Source organism: Streptomyces sp. NPDC096176 (genome assembly GCF_044763255.1).
Lineage (GTDB): Bacteria > Actinomycetota > Actinomycetes > Streptomycetales > Streptomycetaceae > Streptomyces.
The window spans coordinates 649,477-670,644 of the sequence record NZ_JBIWFV010000002.1 but is presented as its reverse complement, the minus strand read 5'-3'; the positions used below and the strand labels follow the sequence as shown (position 1 = coordinate 670,644).

The 21,168-nt window shown below is 71.1% G+C and carries 18 protein-coding genes; 7 read left to right on the top strand and 11 right to left on the bottom strand.

The window, feature by feature from the left end:
* Positions 1-85 precede the first annotated feature (85 nt).
* The 4 genes from ACIQ7Q_RS08300 to ACIQ7Q_RS08285 form a co-directional block, all read right to left on the bottom strand.
* Complete coding sequence (locus ACIQ7Q_RS08300; RefSeq protein WP_403857842.1) at positions 86-727, bottom strand: PadR family transcriptional regulator; 642 nt, start codon at positions 725-727, stop codon at positions 86-88.
* 51 nt (positions 728-778) lie between these two features.
* A complete protein-coding gene (locus tag ACIQ7Q_RS08295; RefSeq protein ID WP_403857840.1) occupies positions 779-1,330 on the bottom strand; it encodes a DinB family protein in 552 nt (183 codons plus the stop codon).
* A gap of 111 nt (positions 1,331-1,441) precedes the next feature.
* On the bottom strand, positions 1,442-2,899 hold the full coding sequence (locus ACIQ7Q_RS08290) for an aldehyde dehydrogenase family protein (RefSeq protein WP_403857838.1): 1,458 nt from the start codon (positions 2,897-2,899) through the stop codon (positions 1,442-1,444).
* 62 nt (positions 2,900-2,961) lie between these two features.
* Positions 2,962-3,882, bottom strand: a complete 921-nt coding sequence (locus tag ACIQ7Q_RS08285; protein ID WP_403857836.1) for a helix-turn-helix domain-containing protein — start codon at positions 3,880-3,882, stop codon at positions 2,962-2,964.
* Positions 3,883-4,195: 313 nt separating this feature from the next.
* Here ACIQ7Q_RS08285 and ACIQ7Q_RS08280 point away from each other — a divergent pair, with 313 nt between their 5' ends.
* Positions 4,196-4,690: an ATP-binding protein gene (locus tag ACIQ7Q_RS08280; RefSeq protein ID WP_403857834.1), complete on the top strand. Its 495-nt coding sequence runs from the start codon at positions 4,196-4,198 to the stop codon at positions 4,688-4,690.
* Positions 4,691-4,731: 41 nt separating this feature from the next.
* Here the strand turns inward: ACIQ7Q_RS08280 and ACIQ7Q_RS08275 are convergent, their stop codons facing one another.
* Positions 4,732-4,968: a DUF397 domain-containing protein gene (locus ACIQ7Q_RS08275; RefSeq protein ID WP_403857832.1), complete on the bottom strand. Its 237-nt coding sequence runs from the start codon at positions 4,966-4,968 to the stop codon at positions 4,732-4,734.
* Between the two features lie 329 nt (positions 4,969-5,297).
* Here ACIQ7Q_RS08275 and ACIQ7Q_RS08270 point away from each other — a divergent pair, with 329 nt between their 5' ends.
* Positions 5,298-5,783 (top strand): hypothetical protein, encoded by a 486-nt coding sequence (locus tag ACIQ7Q_RS08270; RefSeq protein WP_403857830.1) that lies wholly within the window; start codon positions 5,298-5,300, stop codon positions 5,781-5,783.
* Positions 5,784-5,850: 67 nt separating this feature from the next.
* Here the strand turns inward: ACIQ7Q_RS08270 and ACIQ7Q_RS08265 are convergent, their stop codons facing one another.
* Entirely contained in the window at positions 5,851-7,944 is a 2,094-nt protein-coding gene (locus tag ACIQ7Q_RS08265; RefSeq protein ID WP_403857828.1) for an FUSC family protein, read from the bottom strand.
* Between the two features lie 406 nt (positions 7,945-8,350).
* Complete coding sequence (locus ACIQ7Q_RS08260; RefSeq protein ID WP_403857826.1) at positions 8,351-9,493, bottom strand: DUF2786 domain-containing protein; 1,143 nt, start codon at positions 9,491-9,493, stop codon at positions 8,351-8,353.
* A 155-nt stretch (positions 9,494-9,648) separates the two neighbouring features.
* Between ACIQ7Q_RS08260 and ACIQ7Q_RS08255 the strand changes: the two genes are divergently transcribed.
* On the top strand, positions 9,649-10,374 hold the full coding sequence (locus ACIQ7Q_RS08255) for an ABC transporter ATP-binding protein (protein ID WP_403857824.1): 726 nt from the start codon (positions 9,649-9,651) through the stop codon (positions 10,372-10,374).
* Entirely contained in the window at positions 10,368-12,539 is a 2,172-nt protein-coding gene (locus ACIQ7Q_RS08250; protein ID WP_403857822.1) for an FtsX-like permease family protein, read from the top strand. The genes ACIQ7Q_RS08255 and ACIQ7Q_RS08250 overlap by 7 nt, the downstream gene beginning before the upstream one ends.
* Before the next feature lie 54 nt (positions 12,540-12,593).
* Here ACIQ7Q_RS08250 and ACIQ7Q_RS08245 read toward each other — a convergent pair whose 3' ends face one another.
* Positions 12,594-13,121, bottom strand: a complete 528-nt coding sequence (locus ACIQ7Q_RS08245; RefSeq protein ID WP_403857820.1) for a lipoprotein — start codon at positions 13,119-13,121, stop codon at positions 12,594-12,596.
* 268 nt (positions 13,122-13,389) lie between these two features.
* On the opposite strand from ACIQ7Q_RS08245, the gene ACIQ7Q_RS08240 reads away from it, so the two are divergent.
* Together ACIQ7Q_RS08240 and ACIQ7Q_RS08235 are read left to right on the top strand one after the other, a co-directional pair.
* The gene (locus ACIQ7Q_RS08240) at positions 13,390-13,950 is read left to right on the top strand and encodes a sugar O-acetyltransferase (protein ID WP_403858015.1); all 561 of its coding nucleotides are present in this window, start codon (positions 13,390-13,392) and stop codon (positions 13,948-13,950) included.
* Between the two features lie 148 nt (positions 13,951-14,098).
* A complete protein-coding gene (locus ACIQ7Q_RS08235; protein ID WP_403857818.1) occupies positions 14,099-15,784 on the top strand; it encodes a bifunctional 3'-5' exonuclease/DNA polymerase in 1,686 nt (561 codons plus the stop codon).
* Positions 15,785-15,907: 123 nt separating this feature from the next.
* On the opposite strand, the gene ACIQ7Q_RS08230 is transcribed toward ACIQ7Q_RS08235, so the two are convergent.
* The 3 genes from ACIQ7Q_RS08230 to ACIQ7Q_RS08220 all read right to left on the bottom strand — a co-directional run bounded on the left by ACIQ7Q_RS08230 (position 15,908) and on the right by ACIQ7Q_RS08220 (position 18,165).
* On the bottom strand, positions 15,908-17,164 hold the full coding sequence (locus ACIQ7Q_RS08230) for a hypothetical protein (RefSeq protein WP_403857816.1): 1,257 nt from the start codon (positions 17,162-17,164) through the stop codon (positions 15,908-15,910).
* A 125-nt stretch (positions 17,165-17,289) separates the two neighbouring features.
* Complete coding sequence (locus ACIQ7Q_RS08225; protein ID WP_403857814.1) at positions 17,290-17,799, bottom strand: SigE family RNA polymerase sigma factor; 510 nt, start codon at positions 17,797-17,799, stop codon at positions 17,290-17,292.
* 138 nt (positions 17,800-17,937) lie between these two features.
* Positions 17,938-18,165 carry a hypothetical protein gene (locus ACIQ7Q_RS08220; RefSeq protein ID WP_403857812.1) on the bottom strand — a complete coding sequence of 76 codons (228 nt, stop codon included), beginning with the start codon at positions 18,163-18,165 and terminating at the stop codon, positions 17,938-17,940.
* Between the two features lie 137 nt (positions 18,166-18,302).
* Between ACIQ7Q_RS08220 and ACIQ7Q_RS08215 the strand changes: the two genes are divergently transcribed.
* A complete protein-coding gene (locus tag ACIQ7Q_RS08215) occupies positions 18,303-20,876 on the top strand; it encodes a polysaccharide lyase family 8 super-sandwich domain-containing protein (protein ID WP_403857810.1) in 2,574 nt (857 codons plus the stop codon).
* The last annotated feature ends 292 nt before the right edge of the window (positions 20,877-21,168 follow it).

The following is a 21,168-nucleotide window of genomic DNA, read 5'->3' as shown; positions in this document are numbered from 1 at the left end:
CTCCTCCAGCAGCCCTCGAAACACATGTAGTCAAATTTGACCACCGCCGTAAAGTAGTACCCGTTTCCAGATTGGTCAAACTTGATTAGCCGAGATCCCCTTCGTGGTGCTCCCCCGTCGCGTAGGGGTTCTCCTCGCCTTCGGCGCGCACGCCGACGAACGGCTCGCCCTCACCCGCGAAGGTGTATGCCCCGTCCTCGATCCGCCGGATCAGGCCGCGGGTCCATTCCGCACCGAAGTCGGCGGAGGACACCCACATGTGCATGATCTCGCCGATGTGCCCCAGCGACTGGGGCCCCTCCTCCGGCGTGTAGTACTCGGTGACCGAGGACCGCCACTGCTCCAGGCCGCGCACACGTTCCTTGAGCAGCGCCACGGCCTCCTCCCTCGGGAGGTCGACGATGAAGCCGACCGCGGCGGAGAGCACGTCCATCTTCTGGTCGTAGGCGGTCAGCGAGTCACGGAGCAGCGCGAAGAACTCCTCGGTCCCGTGCTCGGTGACCTCGTACTCGGTGCGGGGCGGACCGCCGGCGGTGGAGGGGGCGGTCTCGTGGGCGCGCAGCAGCCCCTGCTTCGCCATCTGCTTGAGCGCGTGGTAGATCGACCCGGGCTTGGCGTTGGACCACTCGTGCGCGCCCCAGTACTCGAGGTCGTTGCGGACCTGGTAGCCGTGCGCCCTTCCGTGCTGGCGCACGGCTCCCAGGACCAGAAGCCGGATCGCTGACACCTGCGTACCTCCTACTCAATCTTGACTACGGTACGCAGCGTACGCAACACATCACGCGCCCCGGTCGCCGCCCTGCTCCTCCGCGACAAGATCGAACGCGCCCTTGCCGTCCAGTGACTCGCGGACGATGTCCGCATGGCCGGCATGGCGGGCGATCTCCTCGACCAGGTGCAGCATCAGCCAGCGCATCGAGACCCGCGCGTCCGCCGGGAACCAGGGCGCCGGCGGCAGCGGGAAGGTGTCGTCCAGGCTCGGGACCGAGCGGATGAAGTCCTCGGTCTCCTTCGCGACCGTCTCCCAGAAGGCCAGCGTCCCCGGGATCGTCTCGGCGCCGACCAGCCGGAAGCTGTCGCCCCAGGTTTCCTCCGAGCGCTGCCGCTCGTTCGGCCGCTGCTGGGCCAGCCGCAGCCAGTTCAGCTCCATCTCGGCCACATGTTTGAGCAGCCCGGACAGCGACAGCTCACTGGCGCTCGGCCGGCTCGCCGCCTGCTCCTCGGTGAGCCCGAGGACGGAGCGCCTGATCGCGCCGCGCTGCGCCTCGACGAAGGAGATGAGCGCGCCGCGCTCGTCGCCGTGAGTCTCTGCGGGAACGTGAGTGACCATGGGTCCACCTTCCGGATCGCGGGGCCGGCGCCCCTCCTGCCGACACCCCGAAAGCTACGGGCCCTCGCGGTCACCTTCTGTCCGCAAGGGCCCGGCGCACGAAAGAATTTTTCAGAACGGGAAGCGCGAACGCCCGTGCTGCACCGAGATCCACTTCTGCCTGGTGAACGAATCGACCATCGAGTCGCCGTTCAGCCGACCGAGACCCGACTGCTTCTCCCCACCGAAGGGGACGATCGGCTCGTCGTGCACGGTGCCGTCGTTGATGTGGATCATCCCGGTGTCGATGCGCTTCGCGAGCCGCACACCGCGCTCCACGTCGCCGGTGTGCACGGCCCCGCTCAGGCCGTACGGAGTGTCGTTGGCGATCCGGACCGCCTCCTCCTCGCCGTCGAACGGGACGATCAGGGCCACCGGCCCGAAGATCTCCTGCGACAGGACCGGCGCGTCCGCGGAGAGTCCGGTCAGCACCGAGGGGGAGACCAGATTGCCGTCCGCCCCGCCGTGCAGCAGCGCCGTCGCACCCGCCTCGACAGTCTGGTCCACCAGCGACGAGACCGCCTCGGCCTGGGAGGAGTTGATGAGCGGGCCGATGTGGGTCGCCGGGTCCGCGGGGTCGCCCACCTTGAGCGTCCGCACCTTGGCGACGAACTTCTCGGTGAACTCCTTCTCGACGGACCGGTCGACGAGGATGCGGTTGGCGGCCATGCAGACCTGGCCCTGGTGCACGTAACGGCTGAAGACCGCCGCGTCCACCGCGTAGTCGACGTCGGCGTCGTCGAGCACGATCAGCGCGCTGTTGCCGCCGAGTTCGAGGATCGCGTGCTTGAAGTTCGCGGCGCAGACGGTGGCCACGTGGCGGCCCACCTTGTCGGAGCCGGTGAAGGAGATCGCCTTGGGGATCGGGTGCGCGATGAGCGCGTCGCCTATCTCGGCTATGTCAGTGATCACCACATTCAGCAGACCGGCCGGCAGACCCGCGTCCTCGAACACCTTCGCCACCAGGGAGCCGCCGCAGATCGGGGTGTTCTGGTGTGGCTTGAGGACCACGGCGTTGCCAAGGGCCAGCGCGGGCGCGACCGACTTGAGCGACAGCAGGAAGGGGAAGTTGAAGGGGCTGATGACGCCGACGACGCCGACCGGCACCCGGTAGACGCGGTTCTCCTTGCCGTCGACCGGAGAGGGCAGGATGCGGCCCTCGGGCCGCAGAGCCAGGTGGACCGCCTCGCGCAGGAACTCCTTGGCGAGGTGCAGTTCGAAGGCCGCCTTCAGATGCGTCCCGCCGAGCTCCGTGATGATCGCCTCCGTGATCTCCTGCTCACGGTCCTCGATGATCCGCAGGGCACGCTCGAAGACCGCCCTGCGTGCGTAGGGATTGGTCTCCGCCCACGTCCGCTGCGCGCGATCCGCCGCGCGGTAGGCCAGGTCCACCTCGTCCGCCGTGGCCACTGCGATGGAGGCGAGCTTCTCCCCGTCGTACGGATTGAAGTCGATGATGTCCCAGGAACCGCTGCCGGGCCTCCACTCGCCGTCTATGTACTGCAGGGCCAGATCGGTGAAGAAGGACATGTGATCCCTTACTCCAGACGCGTGAGCACGAATGCCTGATGTGGCGTCATCGTACTTACGTCTTAAATGAGTTGGAGCAGTCCACGGAGAAGATCGCGGGTTTCGGCCGGATCGGGACTGTCCTCCGCCAGCCGCTCAAGCACCCGCTCGTACTGCGCGACCTCCTCGCGCTTGTCGAGGTACAGGGCACTGGTCAGCTGCTCGAGATAGACGATGTCGGAGAGGTCCGACTCCGGGAAGCGCAGCATGGTGAACGCACCGCTCTCGCCGGCGTGACCACCGAAGCTGAAGGGCATCACCTGCAGTGTGATGTTCGGGTGCTCCGACACCTCGATCAGATGCCGCAACTGGGCCTGCATCACGGCACGGTCGCCGTACGGGCGGCGCAGCGCGGCCTCGTCCAGCACGACGTGCAGCCGCGGGGAGCGTTCGGAGACGAGGGTCTTCTGCCGTTCCAGGCGCAGCGCGACGCGGCGGTCGATCTCCGCCGGGGGCGCGTCGGGCATACCGCGGGTGACGACGGCGTGCGCGTACGCCTCGGTCTGCAGAAGGCCGTGCACGAACTGCACTTCGTAGATGCGGATCAGCGAGGCGGCGCCCTCGAGGCCGATGTAGGTCTGGAACCAACCGGGCAGGACGTCGCCGAAGCTGTGCCACCAGCCGGCGACGTTGGCCTCCTTCGCGAGGCCGAGGAGGGAGTCGCGCTCGCGGTCGTCGGACACGCCGTAGAGCGTCAGCAGGTCCTCCACGTCCCTCGCCTTGAAGCTCACCCGGCCCAACTCCATACGGCTGATCTTGGATTCGGACGCACGGATCGAGTAGCCGGCCGCCTCCCGCGTGATGCCTCGCGACTCCCTCAGTCTGCGCAGCTGTGAGCCCAACAGGATGCGCCGCACCACCGAACCTCCGCCCGGACCCTCGGCGCGGGGGTCACCCCACGACCACGCTGCCTCGCCTGCCGCCACGACTTCGACCCTCCCCATCCCTGCTGCACTTCGCTCTGTTCGCGCAGCCCCGATGCTGCCTCGTGGTCCCCCCGAACCCCAAGAGCCGGATTCTGCCACCAAAAAGCTTCAGCCCGTACTCGTTCGGTTACGGAAACGAGAGGCCGCCAGGCTGGGAAGGAAAGAGATCCAGGGAAGAAATGAGCAAGAAACGGCACGGGTTCGGACAGGACTGGCACGTGCACGTGCATCTGCCCTTGCATCTGCCCTACGCATTCGGAACCATGGCTGTCGCGCACCTGCGTGCTCGTTCGTGTTGTAACGTCAGCCGCGATTTCCGGGAGTGCCTCGCATGGGACCGAATGGATCGACCATGCTCGAGCCGTTACGGCAGGGCCTCCCCCCGATCGACCCCTCGGCCGTCTCCACTTCGGCCTCCTGCGCCCTGCCGGCCCGCTACGAAGCGGTGCGCGGAGCCCGGCACTTCACCCGGAACACACTCCGCCAGTGGGAGCTCGACGAACGTTTCGACGATGTGGCTCTGGTCGTCTCCGAACTCGTCACCAACGCCCTGCGGCACGCCCTGCCGGCCGACAGCACCCCGCGTGAGCCCGCCAAGGAACCGCCGGTGCGGCTGCACCTGATGCGGTGGACGGGCCGACTGGTGTGCGCGGTACGCGACCCCAGTCACGACGGTCCCAGGTCACGGCAGTCCCACGAGGACTTCTCCGCCGAGTCCGGCCGCGGGCTCTTCCTGGTCGACTCCTTCAGCGACGGCTGGGGCTGGCACCCGCTCGCCGGGGCCCTGCGGGGCAAGGTGGTCTGGGCGCTGTTCCGCCTGGGCTAGGGCAGTGGTCGGTGGCCGCGGCCGCGGTTTCGACCCCCGGCTCACGCCACCAGATGGTCGAACTCGCCGTCCTTGACGCCCAGCAGCAGGGCCTCTATCTCCGCCGGCGTGTAGACGAGCGCCGGTCCTTCCGGGTGCCGCGAGTTGCGCATCGCGACATCGCCGCCCGGCAGCTTGGCGAACTCCACGCAGGAGCCCTGCGAGTTGCTGTGCCTGCTCTTCTGCCAGACGGCCCCCTGAAGCTCCGTGGCCGCCATGCCGTTGTACACGTGGTGCACAAGTCGCTCCCGGGGTGCAAGGTGCAGGTGTCAACTATCCCGGATCATAGCTCTGTTCATATGCCGATGCATGAGTCGTCTGCACGAGCAGATGCACGTGCACGGCGGGTGTTCCCGCGGTTACAGCGGCAGTTCCGGACGGATAGACGTCCCTGCCCGGCGATCGGTGCCGTCCCCTGCGCACTTTCCGGCGCCGCGCCTGGACACGCAGGAGCGGGGCCGGTTCGTTTCAACCGATGCGCGTGCAGGCCCAGCCGGATTCCTCCTGGCGTCCGCAGGTCCTCCTGGTAGCTTGGCGCGGTCTTGCTACCGATCAGGGGGACTGATTAGTGCTCAAGCTCGTACGTACGGCGGCCGTCGCGGCGGGTCTCGCCGCCGCCCTCGCGCTCACCGGCTGCGGCAGCAACGACAGTGACGACGCCGGGAAGGACAAAGACCACGCGTCGGCCTCGCCCACCGAGGCGGGCGGCGACGCCGACAGCGGTGGCGGCAGGCCCCGCGACATCCAGGGCACCTGGACGGGGGTGAGCGACGGGAAGCCGGTCGCCCTCTCCGTCAAGGACTCGAACGCCGCGATCGTCGCCGACGGCCACGCCTGCATCGGCGAGGTGCAGGACATGGGCGAGCAGACGCTGGCGCTCAAGTGCGCGGACGGAAACACCGACCGCACGATGGGCTCGATCGAGTCGAACGACGGCACGACGCTGGTCATTTCGTGGAACGCCGGCAAGAAGGACACGCTCAAGAAGAGCGAGACGGGCGAGCTGCCCGAGGATCTGCCGACCGGCCTCCCGACGGAGTTCCGAATCCCCTGACCGAGCGACACGACGCGCCGGGCCGCGCCCCCCGCCGCGCGTCACGGACCACACATCCTGTGGTGCGTCAACGGCCCGCGGACCCGTCACGGGTCCGCGACCCTTCGCCGTCCGCGGCCCTCGCCAGGGCGTCACTCAGGTCGTCCAGCGCGGCGAGGAGCTGCACGGCGCCGCCGCGCAGCACCGCGTCGGACACCTCTCTCGTGTCCCAGCGGTCGACGACCTCGTGGACCGGGCCCCAGTCGGGCACTCGGTACTCCCGTACCGCCTTTGCCGCCTCCTCCGTCGTATGGCGCAGCACCTCCGCAAGAGCGGCGGCAGCGGGCACCGGATCGGCTCCCTGCTCCGCGCCGGGCTCGGGCAGGTGCGCCTCGATGAGCATCGCGACCCGTCCGGCCTGGGCGAGCGCCTCGCCCGCCGCCTCGGCCGTGTCGCGGGTCAGGGTCCGGGCGCGCACGGGTTCGTCCCTGGCCTTCGCCAGCGCCTCCCGCCAGGCGATCCGGGCGTCGCGCGCGGCGAGCAGAGCCTGGCGTACGTCGACGGTGTCCTCGGGGTCGGCATAGCGGTCAAGGACCGCGGCGGCGTAACGGCCGTTCGCGACCAGCCAGTCGGCGAGCCGGTGATGCAGACGCGGGGTCTCCCAGGCGGGGTAGACGGCGTAGGCGAGCATCGCGAGCAGCCCGCCGATCAGAGTGAGCAGCACACGCTCGGGAACGGTCTGGTCCCACTCCTCGCCGCCCGTGCCGAGCAGGAAGACCACATACGCGGAGATGAAGACGCTGGCCGCGGCGTAACCGGTACGCATGACGAGGAACATGCCGAAGGCGCAGAGCACGGCGATCGAGGCGGACAGGTACGTGCCCGGGTCGGCAGCGCGGACCACCGCCGTGGCCACGCCCACACCGACGAGCGTGCCGCAGAAGCGGGCCACCGAACGGGAGTAGGTCTGTGAGAAGTCGGGGCGCATGACCATCACCGCCGTCAGCGGCGCCCAGTAGCCGTGGCCGAGCGGCAGCACGCTACCGAGCAGATAGCCAGTGGCCGCGACCGTCGACGAGCGGATGGCGTGCCGCAGGAACGGAGAGTCCGGACGCAGTTCGGCGCGGACCTCGCGCAGGGCGCCGGGGAGGAGCCGCAGCAGCCCCTGGCGCGTGCGGTGGTCGGATTCCACGACGCCCGTCCCGCGTACCGTTTCGACGACGTCGTCGAGCAGCGCCGCCAGCCGCACGGCGGCGCGGCGCGGCGGGCCGGAGAGGATCGCGCCCGTGTCGGGCGTCCGGAGCGCGGCGACCGCGGCGGGCGGCACCTGCACCGCTTCCCCGTGGCGTACGGCGCGGGCGGCGGCGTCGAGGACGGTCCCGGCGGCGTGGAGGAGTTCCCGCACCCGATCGCGGGCGGGCCCCTCCGCCGGGACGCCCACAGCCGGATCGGCGAGGGAGGCGAGCACGGGCCTGATGCGTTCGGCGACCCCCCGCGCGCCGTGCAGTTCGGCCGGACGGCGTCGGGCCTCGCGCGCAGTGATGGCGGCGGCGCTGCGGGCGTGCATCAGGGGGGCCGGGTCGAAGGCGGCGGTCGGGTCGTCCCGCAGCCTGCGCGCGTAGTCGGCCTCCGCGGCGAGCGCGTCGGCGAGCGCGTCGCGCTGCGCGCCCCAGCGGCGTACCGGAAACAGCACGACGAGGGCAGCCTGCACCACACCGCCGACGGCGATCATGGCCGCGTGACCCGCGGCGGCGGCGACCGAGGTGGGCAAAGTGACGGTCACCAGCATGATGGCCACGTTGGACGACGCCATGATCCCGACGGTGGGGCCGAGAGCCCAGGCGAGACCGCCGAGGAAGGTCCACAGGGCGAGCAGCGCGACGAACAGGCCGATGTGCGTGCCGGTGAGATAGCCGAGGAACGTGGAGACGGCAAGGGTCGCCCCGGAGAGAAGCGCGAGGACGGGCCTCGGCCGCCAACTGCGCTGGAAGGTCGCGATGGCGGCCTGGAACGCGCCGAAGGCGGAACTGACGGCGACCGCAGGCCCGAAGAGGGCGAGGGCGACGCCGACGACGAGCGCGAGCCCGGCCGCGCCCCGGACGGCGATGAGGGGCTCCAGCCGCTGCCGCTCGATCTTCAGCCCCGAGCGAGCGGTGTCCTTCAGCGCCCGCAGCCAGCTCATGGGCCCGAGCGTAACGGCCTCCACGGACATTTCGCCGGGGGACGAGGGCTGCTTCGGCCTGTGGCCCGGAGACACGGGGTCGCGCCGGACCCCGACATCGGCCTGCCTGCGGCCCGGAGACACAGGGTCGCGCCGGACCCGGACATCGGCCGCTACGGCCCGCGTTCCGCCGGCGAGACCCGTCCGGCCTGCGGCGGCGCGCTCACGGCACGCGCTCGGGCAGGATCTGGAGATCGGCCCCTACGACCGCCTTCTGCCAGCGAGTCCGGGTCGGCCTGCTGCGCCATGGCGCACGCGCGGCCAGGATCCGGAGAACGCGGCACAGGCGCACGCGCTCGGGCAGGCTCCGGAAACCACCCCGCCCGCGGCGTCACGGCGCGCGCGGCCACGACCCGGAGATCCGTCCCTACGATCCCCGTCTGCGGGCGAGGCCGCCCGACGGCCCGCCCGGGCCGCGACGCTCGGCGCGGTCGGCCGCCGCGCGGCCGTCCTGCCAGCCGTCGGGGTCCGTCGCTCCCCGGACGCGCGTGGTCGTCGTCTGCGGGAACATCCGGTCGGTGTGCGACGCCACCGCCACGTCCCGTGAGGCCAGCACCGGGAGCAGGTCCGCCGTCACCACCTCGTCGGCGACCGCTGCAAGATGTTCGCCCAGTCGACTGGCGTACGCCGTCCAGAACGACTGCCGGAACGTCTTTGTCCGCTTGCGTCCGCCCGCACGCTGAGCGGACTCCGCCTTGGCCAGCGCGCCCGCACCCTGGACGAGCAGCGAGGTGTAGAGCAGCTCGACCGACTCCAGATCGCCGTCGAAGCCGACGACGGTCGAGAAGTCGAAGGAACCGTTCCACACGGCCCGGCAGCGGTTCGCACGGGCGACCGCGTCGAGGAGGATCGCCTTCGCCGTCTCGTACGGCGCATCCACCCCGATCCGGCACGCGGACGGGGCGTCCGGACTGTGCGTGCGGGCCGCCAGCAGCGCGTCGTCGATGCTGTGGCGCGCCATCAGCTCCTGCGCCTTGGCGGTGAGCGCCTCGGCCTCCTCCGGGTAGCCGGTGGCCTCCGCCTTCGCCAGCAGCGCCCGGATACGGGTGAGCATGCGCGGTTCGTGAGGCGACGCGGGCACCGAGGCCAGGGCGGCGCCCGGGATCGGGCCGACCGGCTCGATGGCGGGGAGGCGGGCCAGCAGGCGGTACAGCTCCAGCAGGGCCGTGGCGTACGAGAAGCGGTCCGCCCGGGGCGGCTGGGCGTGGGCCAGTTCGGCGAGCTGGGCGCGGAAACGGGGGGCCAGACGCTGCCCGTAGCGCTCGGTCTCCGCCGTGATCAGCCCGGCCGCCAACTGTTCGTGCACCTCTTCGAGGTCGCGGCGGACCAGCCGTACGACGTCGGCGGGCTGCCAGCCGCGCTCCCAGGCGCGGCGCAGGAGTTCCTCGCCCCGCAGGCGCAGTTCTTCGTCGGCGGACGGGTCGGCGGCGAGCAGGGAAGCACCGGTGTCGAGCGCCTCGTCACCCTCCGCGTACAGGGCCGCTGCCAGCGCCTTCTCGACCGTGCTCATACCTCGGATGGTCCCATGGCCGCCTCCGACGGTCCCAGGGGGTTCGGACGCTCCGATGGCCGTCTTCGACCGGTCAGGAGGTAGTGCCTGCCCTACCCCAGGAACACCCCTCAGTGGTCGTGATCACTTCGCCTGGGAACGGAAGCCTTGAGCCCATGACCACACCAGCCGTACGGCTCACCGCGCTCCGCCGCGTCCACCGTGACGTCGCCGCGCTCGACGGCGTCGACCTCGACTTCTCCGCGGGCTCCTTCACCGCTGTCATGGGGCCCTCCGGGTCCGGCAAGTCCACCCTGCTCCACTGTGCGGCCGGGCTCGACCGGCCGACCTCCGGGACCGTGGAGATCGACGGCATCGCGCTCGGCGCTCTGAGCGAACGGCGGCTGACGCTCCTGCGGCGGGACCGCATCGGCTTCGTGTTCCAGGCGTACAACCTCGTCCCGTCTCTGACCGCCGCGCAGAACGTCGGCCTGCCGCTGCGGCTGGCCGGCCGGCGGCCGTCTCGCGCCGATGTGCGCGAAGCGCTCGCCCGGGTGGGCCTGCAGGGGCGGTCGGGGCACCGGCCCGGGCAGCTGTCGGGCGGGCAGCAGCAGCGGGTCGCCCTCGCCCGAGCCCTGGTCACCCGGCCGGCCGTGCTGTTCGCCGACGAGCCGACCGGGGCGCTCGACACCGTCACCAGCCGCGAGGTGCTCGGGCTGCTGCGAGGTCTGGTGGACCGGAAGGGGCAGACGATCGTGATGGTCACGCACGATCCGGTGGCCGCCTCCTTCGCGGACCGGGTCGTCTTCCTGGTCGACGGACGGGTCGGCGGCAAACTCGCCGCGCCCGCGGCCGAGCAGATCGCGGCGCGCCTCGCAGGTCTGGAGGCCGTCCCGTGCTGAGCGTCGTCGTCGCCTCACTGCGGGCGCGCTGGGCCACGTTCGCCGCGAGCTTCGTCGCGCTCGCGCTCGGCGTCGGGATGCTCACGGCGATGGGTCTCGGCCTCGCCTCGACGTTCGACGCGCCGCAGCGACCGCCCGAGCGGTTCGCGTCGTCACCGGTGGTCGTGATGGGGCAGGACAGACTGACCGTGGAGGTGCGGCGAGGTGCCGGCACCACGGAGGTGTCGAAGCGACTGCCCCATCCACACCCTGTGGACACCGATCTCGTTCGGGAGCTGCGTGAGCTGGGCACCGTCGTGTCGGCCGGCGGCCCGGACGCGGTCGGCGTGGACGCCCCCGTCGACACGGTGCGTCCACTCGTGGGCGACAGGGCCCAGGTGCTCACCGGGGACGAACGGCGCCGCGCCGACCCGGATCCCGAACGCGACGCGCAGGCACTCGTCGCGCTGAACGCGCTGCTCGGCACCGCCGGGGGCGTGTCCGCGTTCGTCTCCGTCTTCGTCGTCGCCTCGACGTTCGCCTTCGCGGTGGCGCTGCGCCGGCGCGAGTTCGGACTGCTTCGGACGGCGGGGGCCACGCCCGGCCAGGTCCGACGGCTGCTGCTGACCGAATCGCTGGTCGTCGGCGCGCTCGCCTCTGCTGCGGGTTGCGCGCTCGGCGGGCGGGGCGCGCCGGTGCTCGCCGGAGCGCTGGTCGACGGGGAGGTGGCACCGGAGTGGTTCGCGATCCGTGAAGGCGTCTCCTGGCCGTTCCATGTCGCCTTTTGGACAGGGCTTCTGGTGGCACTCGCCGGCGTCTGGGCGGCCTCGCGCCGGGCGGGCCGCATCGGCCCCGCCGAGGCACTGCGCGAGGCGGACGTGGACACGGGGGTGCTGCCGCCCGGCAGACTGCTGGCAGGGATCGTCCTCGCGACGGCCGGCCTCGGGCTGCTGGTCTGGGATCTGGCCACGGACCCGGCTGAACTGCTGAAGCGCAAGACCTACACGACCCGGCCGATGATCCTGATCACCGCCGTGGCGCTGCTCGCCCCGCTCCTTGTGCGGCGCACCGCGAGACTGCTGCCGCTGCCGGGCGCCGCCGGGATGCTCGTACGGGAGAACACGGCCGCGTCCGTGCGCCGTACGGCGACCGTCGCCGCCCCCGTACTGGTCACGGTCGCGCTCGCCGGGTCGCTGCTCGGCGCGGCGCAGTCGGTGAGCGGGGCGCGGGAGGCCGAGGCGCGCGAGCAGACGGCAGCCCAACTGGTCGTCACCGGCGAGCGGTTGCGGGTACCGGAACTGCGTGGCGCGACCGTCTCCCCGTCCGCGTCCACCGCCGTCTTCGTACGGGAGGAGGGCACGGCGCTCGTCGGGTTCGAAGCACGCGCGGTCGGCGACCCGGCCGCGTTCGCGCAGTTGGCGCGGCTGCCGGTCCGGGCGGGCGACCTGCGGGACCTGGACGACGGGTCGATCGTCGTCAGCGAGGAGTGGGAGCACCACAAGGTCGGCGACCCCGTCGACGTGTGGCTCGGTGATGGCCGGCCTGCCAGGCTGCGGGTCGCCGCCGTACTGGCGATCGGGGCCGGCGGCAACGGCGCGTTCGTCACCGCCGCCAACGCGCCGACGGCCCCGGTGGACCGGATCGACGTACGGGCCGCGGGGGCCACGACCCCCGCCTCCCCCACTGCCCTGTCCGACCTCACCGCCTTGTCCGACCTCACCGCCTTGTCCGACGAACTGCGGCACACCACCGGCGGAACGGTCCGTGGCGTGGACGACTGGGCCGCAGCGACGCACCCCCGCACCAGCCCGCAAACCCGGCTCGGACTGCTCGTCGTCCTCGGGATCGCCCTCGTCTACACGGCGATCGCCCTCGCGGGAACACTGCTGATGGCCACGTCCGCCCGGAGGGGCGAGTTGGCCTCGCTGCGCCTCGCCGGAGCCACCCGCGCCCAGGTTCTCCGGGTGGTCGCGGGCGAGGCGGTGCTCGCGGTCACCGTCGGGGCGGTGCTCGGCGCGGCGGTCACGGCGGTGAACCTCGCGGGGCTGGGTGCGGCGCTCGCCTCGCTGTCGGCGCCCGTCACCATCGCGGTGCCCTGGGGAACGACGGGGCTCTCGCTCGGGGCGTGCGCCACGATCGCGGTGCTCGCCGCGTTGGTCAGCTGCCCGCGGGGGCAGGGCTGGTGAGGGCGGGGACGGTGAGGGCAGGAACGGTGAGGGCGCGCCCGCCACAGGCCGCTCTCAGGAGGTGCGCAGGGACTTCCTGGCCAGTTCGTACACCGGGAGCATCTGCTCGTGCTCCTCCGAGTCGAATCCACCGAGATCCACGATCACCACGCCCTTCGGCGTCGACACGGCGAAGGCGCGCTCCTTCTTCGGCTCGTCGAGGAACTCGTTGGTGTTGAGGTACGTCACCTCGGTGGCGGCGAACTTCCCTGCCTTCGTCTCCCTGTACGCCTCGTCCTTGCGGTCCTTGGCCCCGTCGGCGACGAACGCCTCCAGTGCCTTGCGGGTGTCGGCGCCCGCGTCGGCGCCGACCCACACACGGAGGAAGGCGATGTTCCCGGCCGGCTTCGCGTCGATCTCGCAGACGAGAGACACCGGCCCCTGCCCGAAGAGGGTGGCGAATTCGTCGTCCGGGTCGTTCTCGACCGGGTCCGGCTTCCAGTCCACGGCCAGATCGAAGGTGACCGGCATGGGGCACGGCGAGCCGGGAGCGCCGACCGTGCCGGCCTTCGCCGCTACCCCCGTGTCCTCCGTGTCTTCCATGTCCTTCGCATCGGCCCGCTCCGCCGTCCCCGGCTTCCCGCTCGTCGAACTGCCGGCGTTGGCCCCCCGGTCCACCTCCGACGAACAGCCGGTCACGGCACCCGCCACGAGCGCCGCCGCAACCGCCCCGAGAGCCGCGCCACGCACGCGCCGCCCCCGCACCACGCCTCTCACCGAACGATCCCCGCCCTGTCATGACCTCGCCCTCGCCGTCGTGGGCGTAGAAGGATCGATCCACGGAGAGCGGGCGCGAGGAAGGACCGAATGGATGGGCGAGAACAAGGACCGGATGCTGGCCGGCAAGTGGTACCTGCCCGACGACGAGGAGTTGGCCGCCGACACCCACCGCCGATTCGAGCTGTGCGCCGCCTACAACGCGAACGGCGGCGCCGCACCCGCCGACCGGGCAACGATCCTCGGTGAACTTCTCGGCTCGCTCGGCAAGGACGTACGCATCCGGCCGCCGTTCCAGTGCGACTACGGCTACCACATCAGCATCGGGGACCGTACGTTCGTCAACTTCAACGCGGTCTTCCTCGACGCGGCGCCCATCACGATCGGGGCCGACGTGCAGATCGGGCCCGGTGTCCAACTTCTCACTCCCACCCACGAGATGGATACCGAGCGCCGCCGGGCCGGCTGGGAGAGAGCGGCACCGATCACGATCGGCGACAACGTGTGGCTCGGCGGCGGCGTGATCGTCTGCCCCGGTGTCGCCATCGGCGCGAACACGGTCGTCGGGGCGGGCTCGGTGGTCACCAGGGACCTGCCCCCCGGAGTGCTGGCCGTCGGCAACCCGGCCCGCGTCGTCCGGGCCCTCTCCCCGTGACGGGCCCACGCGCGGAGCCTGAGCGGCCGCGAGCGGAACGGCACCGGCACCGTTGGACAAGGGGGGCACCGGTTCCCCGCCCGCACATGTCCCGTGGCCCTCGGCTCCCACCCCGCGGTTGTCGTACCCGGGTGCCACACTCGACCCCATGGGCGAACGGTGGGCTCTGGCGGCGGCTGAAGGGGGCGGAGCGCGACTCGTCCCCCTCGGCTCCGACGGCCTGCCCGCGGGACCGGCGCTGGACGAGCCGGATCTGGTCGGGGCCGTGCGGTCCCGCCCGGAGGTCGGCAGGTGGGTGTGGCGGTCCACCGCGGAGATCTATCCGGCACTGCTGGCGGCCGGCGTCCGGGTCGAGCGGTGCTACGACATCGAGGACGCCGAGCTGCTGCTGCTCGGGCACGAGGGACGGCTCGGCGAGCCCCGTTCCGCGGCGGCGGCGTGGGCGCGGTTGCACAACGCTCCCGTACCGCCCGACCCTCCGGCCCGCGCGGCCGAACCGGGCTCGCAGTCCTCGCTCTTCGAACCGCGACCGGTCCACGTGCCGCTGGAGGCGCTGCTGGAGGTCTACGCCGATCAGCAGCGAAGACACACGGCCGCCGAGCACGCCGGCCGAATGCGTCTGCTGACGGCCGCCGAGTCCGCCGGGATGCTGGTGGCCGCCGAGATGAACCGCGCGGGACTTCCGTGGCGGGCGGACGTGCACCGCGAGGTGCTGCACGAACTGCTCGGTGAGCGGTACGCGGGCGGCGGTGAGCCACGGCGGCTGGCTGAGCTCGCGGACGAGGTGTCGGCGGCGTTCGGCCGCCGCGTACGGCCCGACCTGCCGGCGGACGTGGTGAAGGCGTTCACGCAGGCCGGGATCAAGGTGCGCTCGACGCGCCGCTGGGAGCTGGCCGGCATCGACCATCCGGCCGTGCAGCCGCTGATCGAGTACAAGAAGCTGTACCGCATCTGGACCGCGCACGGCTGGAGCTGGCTGCAGGACTGGGTACGGGACGGCCGGTTCCGCCCCGAGTACGTGCCCGGCGGCACCGTCTCCGGCCGCTGGACCACCAACGGCGGCGGGGCACTGCAGATCCCGAAGGTGATCCGGCGTGCCGTCGTCGCGGACGAGGGCTGGCGGCTCGTCGTCGCCGACGCCGACCAGATGGAACCACGGGTGCTCGCCGCGATCTCGCGGGACCGAGGGCTGATGGAGGTGGCCGGACATGACGGCGACCTCTACACCGCCCTGTCCGACAAGGCCTTCTCCGGCGACCGCGACCACGCGAAGATCGCGCTGCTCGGCGCGATCTACGGCCAGACCTCGGGCGACGGCCTGAAGAACCTGGCCGCGCTCCGGCGCAGGTTCCCCCGTGCCGTGGCCTATGTGGACGACGCGGCGAAGGCCGGCGAGGAAGGCCGGCTCGTACGGACCTGGCTGGGGCGCACCAGCCCGCGAGCGGTCGGCGCGGGCGACGACGACGAGGCGGGCATCCCGCAGGATCCGCTCGAACAGCCGTCGGCGGAGGACGAGTTCGTCCCGGGCTACGCCTCGACGAACGCCAGGGCCCGGGGCCGCTTCACCCGGAACTTCGTGGTACAGGGCAGTGCCGCGGACTGGGCACTGCTGATGCTCGCGGCACTGCGCCAGGCGACCGCGGGGCTCCACGCGCAGCTGGTGTTCTTCCAGCACGACGAGGTGATCGTGCACTGCCCCGCCGAGGAGGCCGAGGAAGTGGCGGAGGCGATCCGCTCGGCCGGTGACCTGGCCGGGCGGATCGCTTTCGGAGACACTCCGGTGCGGTTCCCGTTCACGATCGCGGTGGTGGAACGCTACTCGGACGCGAAGTGAGGCGGGTGCGGCGTCCCGGCGGCTGCTCGCAGCGTTCTTCCGGGCCCGCTCCGGCGTCCCACGGTGCGCGGAGCGTGCCGGCGCGCCCCTGCAGTGCTCCCACTCACTGGGCGGCTGTGCGTCTCACTGGGCAGCTGTGCGCCACTTCTTGTCGAGGACAACGGCCTTCATCTGCTCGATCGTCAGAACCGGCTCGGCCCGGCCGGCATCCTGCCCGTATCCCGGCGCGTTGAGCGCTGTCATCACGACCCGGAAACCGTCCGGGCGCAGCGTGTCCACCGTCCAGCCGACCACGCCGGCGCCGCCCTTCTGGTCGGGGTCGTTCTCCTTCTTCACCATGACCAGAGTGCCGTCCGGGAGGGTCGTGACATCGCCGCTGAAGACGTCCTGGACGATGTCCTGCATGCCGGACTGGGCGTTGACCCCGAGCATGCTCCCGCCCTTGCCGTCGTCGGCGACGACGAAGCCGTACCCCGGGTCGCCCTGCTTCTCGACGATCTTCAGACCCTTGGGAAGCAAGGAGGCAAGGATCTCGTCCACCCGGGCGCCGCCCGGCGGGTCCGCGACGGGCTTCTCCTTGGGCGCCTCGCCCAGCGCCGCCCCGACCGCCGACCACGCATCGGCCGTGACCAGGGCCTTCAACTGCGCTGCGGTCAACGGCGGGTTCGGCCGGCTGACCTGGGCGCCCTTCTGAGCGGGAGCGTTCCACTCGCTCGCTCCGACCATGACACCGGCCGGGGTGATCAGGGTGGCCCGCCAGCTCTTGGTCTCCTCACGCCGGTCGGGGTACTCGTACCCCTGAAGCAGCATGTAGGTGGATCCGTCGGCGAGCGTCTCGGAGGTGCAGGAGTCGTGCTGCACAAGAGCCTGGGACGGACAGCTGACGGCCTCCTCGGCCGTGCGTCCGCCCGGGTCCACGGCGTTCAGGCCGATGCTTACGGCCGCCGCGCCCTTGCCGTCGTCGAACACGACCGAGGCGTAGGGAGACTGCAGGTCTTCAGGACCGTCGTGGATGCCGCGGCCCTCCTCCTGGCTGACCTTGCCCTCGGGGAGCAGCTTCTTCAGCGTGTCGATCATCTTCCGCCTCGTCACCTCGCCCTCGGGGGCCGGCGACGGCGGGGCCGTGGGCCTGTCCGCGACCGACGGGGCCTTGCCGTCCGCACCGCCGCCGCCCGAGCCGGACGCTCCGGTCATGGCCGCGCCGGTCACAGCGACCGCTGCCAGCGCCAGGACGCTGCCGGTGACGGCGACCGCCCGGCGCCGGGCCAGTCGGCGGCGGCCGCGCGTCAGGCCGCCCTCCACCAGCCCGGATCGGTCGGACGGCCGGAAGGTGTCTCCGGTGCTGCGCATCGCGTCACCGAGCTCGTCCTCAAAAGGCATGGGAGACCACACTCTCTGATCGAAACAGACGGAAAGAAGCTGTCGGGTGAAGGGCCCGGAGGCCTGGGCCAGGGGGCGAGAGCCACGCCTGCCCGGGTGCCGCTGGGCCCGAGCGCGCCGAGGCCTCAGCGAGCCGCGAACTCGACGAGACTTCCGCCGAGTTGCTCACGGAGCTTCGCGAGCGCCCGTACCGCTCTGGTGCGTACGGCGGCCGAGCTGACGTTCATGGCGTCGGCGGTCTCCTCGATGCTGCGGTCCTCCCAGTACCGCAGCACCACCACCGCCCGGTCCTTCGGCGAGAGCCGCCCGAGCGCTCCCAGGAGCGCAAGGCGCAGCTCGGGGTCGTCGCCGGAGAGCAGAGCGGAGTCGGGCAGTTCACCGACGGGACGTTCCGAAGCGGAGCGCCGGCGCTTATGGGTGAGGAACGAGCGGACGAGCACGGTCTGGGCGTATCCCGCCGGATTGTCGATCCGGGCGAGGCGGCCCCACAGCACATACATCCGGCCGAGCGTCTCCTGCACGAGATCCTCCGCGAGGTGGGTGTCCCCGCTGGTCAGGAGGCACGCCGAACGGTAGAGGTGGGTGGCGCGGCTCGCCGCGAACTCCCTGTACTCCTCCGCCCGGGACGCTCTCATGCCCGTTCTCACTCTCCCCCGTAGTGCGCCTGCGACCCCTTCACCTCATTGACGCGCCGACGCCCTCACAATGTTTCAACTTCTTCCAGCTGTCGTCCGGCCGGGGGGCCGCGCCGGCCACGGGTCACCGGCAACCGGTCACGGCAGCAGCTCCAGCGGCTGGTACTGGTGCGGCCGACCGCCCACCCACTCCACCAGGGTCGGATCCGCCAGGAGGTCCTCGCCACCGCTGATTCCTGCCTGCGCCACCAGCTCCAGCACATCGAAGTCGGAGTGCGCGAGCCCCATGATCCGTCCGCGCACGGTGATGCGCCGGCCGCCGGAGGCGGAGATCCGGTGGACGACGATCGGCGGGTTCCCGGCCATGCCTCCAGCGTGCGCCGCCGACCGTGTCCACGGCTACCCGGACGACACCGCTGCCTGTCCCGCGCCCGTTGACATCGCGGAGACCCCGTTGCTTGTCTGGCGGCAAGCGCTTTCCGACCGAACCTTGGAGCGTTCAGGTGGAGTTCTCGCGTCGTTCCGTGTTGTCCATGATTCCCGCCGCCACGCTGCTTGCTGTGGCAGAGCCCTTGCGAGCCCGGGCAACACCCCGGTCAGGCCCGGCCGCCGCCGGTGACGCGACGGCGGCGGGCGCCGCCTCGGATCACGCCGTACTGATCGGCAACATCGTCGCGATCTTCGCAGGCACCGCCGAGTCCAACGCCCGTCCCGAGGTCCGCGCGAAACTCGCGTCGATCGAGTCGACGGCGCGGGCCCACCTGACGGCGATGGACGGTGCCGGAGAGGGCGAGCTCTTCAAGGGCGTTCCGCTCGGCACGAGCGACCCGAACCTGAACAAGTCGTTCCAGAACCTCTACGAGATTGCCCTCGCCACCCGCACTCCCGGTCCCGCGGCGTCGGACCTCCGCGACGACGTCACCGTCCAGCGCCGGATCATCGACGGTCTGGTCCGCCTCCACGACGACTACTACCGCGACCAGTCGAAGGGGTACTACGGCAACTGGTTCCACTGGGAGATCGGCATCTCCACCCATGTCAGCAAGATCCTCGTGCTGCTCAAGGACGCCCTCGCCGCGTACCGGCCCGAACTCCCCGCCGCCTACGTCGCCTCGATGGACGCCTACCTCCGCAACGGCAAGGACGGCGACGTCGACCTCGACTCGCGCTTCCACACCGGCGCCAACCTCGCCGACATCACGACGAACCGCATCCTCCAGGGTGCCGCCCTCGGCGATGACGCCCGCGTCACCAAGGCCGTAGCCGACCAACTGACCGTCTTCGCGACGATCGACCCGTACGACCTCCGACACGGCGTCACCGACGGTTTCTACGCCGACGGTTCGTTCATTCAACATTCCTCCGTCGCCTACACCGGCTCCTACGGCAAGGGCCTGCTCACCCGTGTCGTCCAGACCGTCAAGATCCTCGACGGCACGGCCTACGTCCCCGGGGACGATCTCGTCGGTGTCGTACAGGGCTGGCTGGTCGGCGGTTTCGCCCCGCTGATCTTCGAAGGCTGGATGATGGAGATCGTCAAGGGCCGGAGCGTGTCCCGGACGACGACCGGGTACGCCGATGTCGCCGCCGTGGTCGAAGCGGTCGTCGACCTCTCCGGCCATGCGACCGGTGCGGACGCCGAAGCGCTCGAGGGTTACGTCAAGTACGTGCGGCAGACCTCCAGGACGGCGATCGACCCGACACGCTTCGTCTCCCCCGTCAGCGTCGCCCGCCACGCCGAGATCCTCGCCTCGCCCGCCCCGCCGAAGGATCTCGCCGCCGCCGAGTGCACCGTCGCCTTCAACGCCATGGACAAGACCGTCCACCGGCGGCCCGGTTACGCCTTCGCCCTGGCCCGCAGCTCACAGCGGATCAGCAAGTACGAGTACATGAGCGGCGAGAATCTGATGCCCTGGTTCCAGGGCGACGGCGCCCACTATCTGTATCTCTCCGGCGAGGACCAGAGCCAGGCGTTCGGCGTCGACTATTTCACCGCTGTCCCGCCCCACCGCCTCGCCGGCGTCACCGCCCCCGCGGAGGAGCGCCGCACCGTCCCCGAGCTCTACGGCACGCTCTGGTACGACAATCCGGAGCGCGGGTTCACCTCTTCCTCCGAGTCGCAGAACACCTACGTCTACTTCCCTTGCGGCACCAACACCCTCTCGGGCGGTGCCGTACTCGGCGCCTACGGTGCCGTCGGGCTGGTCCTCGGCGACGACGTCGCCTACGCCGCGAAACAGGCCGGCACCCTCCCGGACGACTTCGTCGCCTATCGGGGCGCCCGTGGCACGAAGTCGTGGTTCCTGCTCGACGAGGAAGTCGTCGTCCTCGCAGCGGGAGTCGGCGACCCGGCGGGCCGGGCGGTGACCAGCACGATCGACGCCCGCATCGCCGACGCGTCGGAGGCCGTCACCCTCACCGGCCAACTCCGCGACGGCACCCCCTGTTCCGGCACCGGCACCGCCCCACTGGCCTGGCTCCGCTACGCCAACGCCGACCGGAACACCGCCGTCGGCTATGTCTTCCTCTCCGGCCGACAGCCCACCGTCGCGCTGGACACCGTCACCCGCAACCGCCGCGTCGTGCGCCTGTCGAACCCCGACACCCCCGTGACCAAACAGCTCTTCACGCTCTCGCGCGACCAGGCACCCGCCGAACCCCTGACTTCGATGGCCCACGCCCTCGTACCGAACGCCTCTGAGCACCGCCTCCGGTCCTACGCCCGGGGCCCGCTGTCCGTCCTGGCCAACACGCCCCGTGTCCAGGCCGTCAAGCATGGGCGTCTGGGCCTCGTCGCGGCCAACACGTTCGTGCCCGGCACACACCACGCCGAGCGCCTCTCGATCGACGGCCCGGCCTCCGTGATCCTGCGAAGGTCCCGGAGCGGCACCGTGTCCATCGCGGTGTCCGACCCGACGATGGAACGCCCCACGATCTCGGTCACGCTCCACGGCCGGACCCTGAAACCCCTGTCGACGGACGACGGCGTCCACATCCGCCACGTCCCCGGCGGCACCCGCATCGACGTCACGACCCACCAGGCGTACGGGCGGAGCTTCAGGGCCACGCTGCGCTGACGTCCACATGAGAAAAAGCCGGGTCGGACAGAGTCCGACCCGGCTTCCGGTGGAGCCGCCTTCGGGATTCGAACCCGAGACCTACGCATTACGAGTCAGCACGTGATCAACCCACTCTTGATCGACATTGCCTGACTCTGATGAGAATTGCAGGTCAGACTCGGTGCAGGTGCCCGCTGTCCGCTGTCCGCTGGGGCTTGCTGCATCGTTCCTGATCCTTCTGTTCCCATGAGGTTCCCATCAGTTCCCGTGCGGAGGCCCGAGAACCGTGATGAACGGCAGGTCGCTGGTG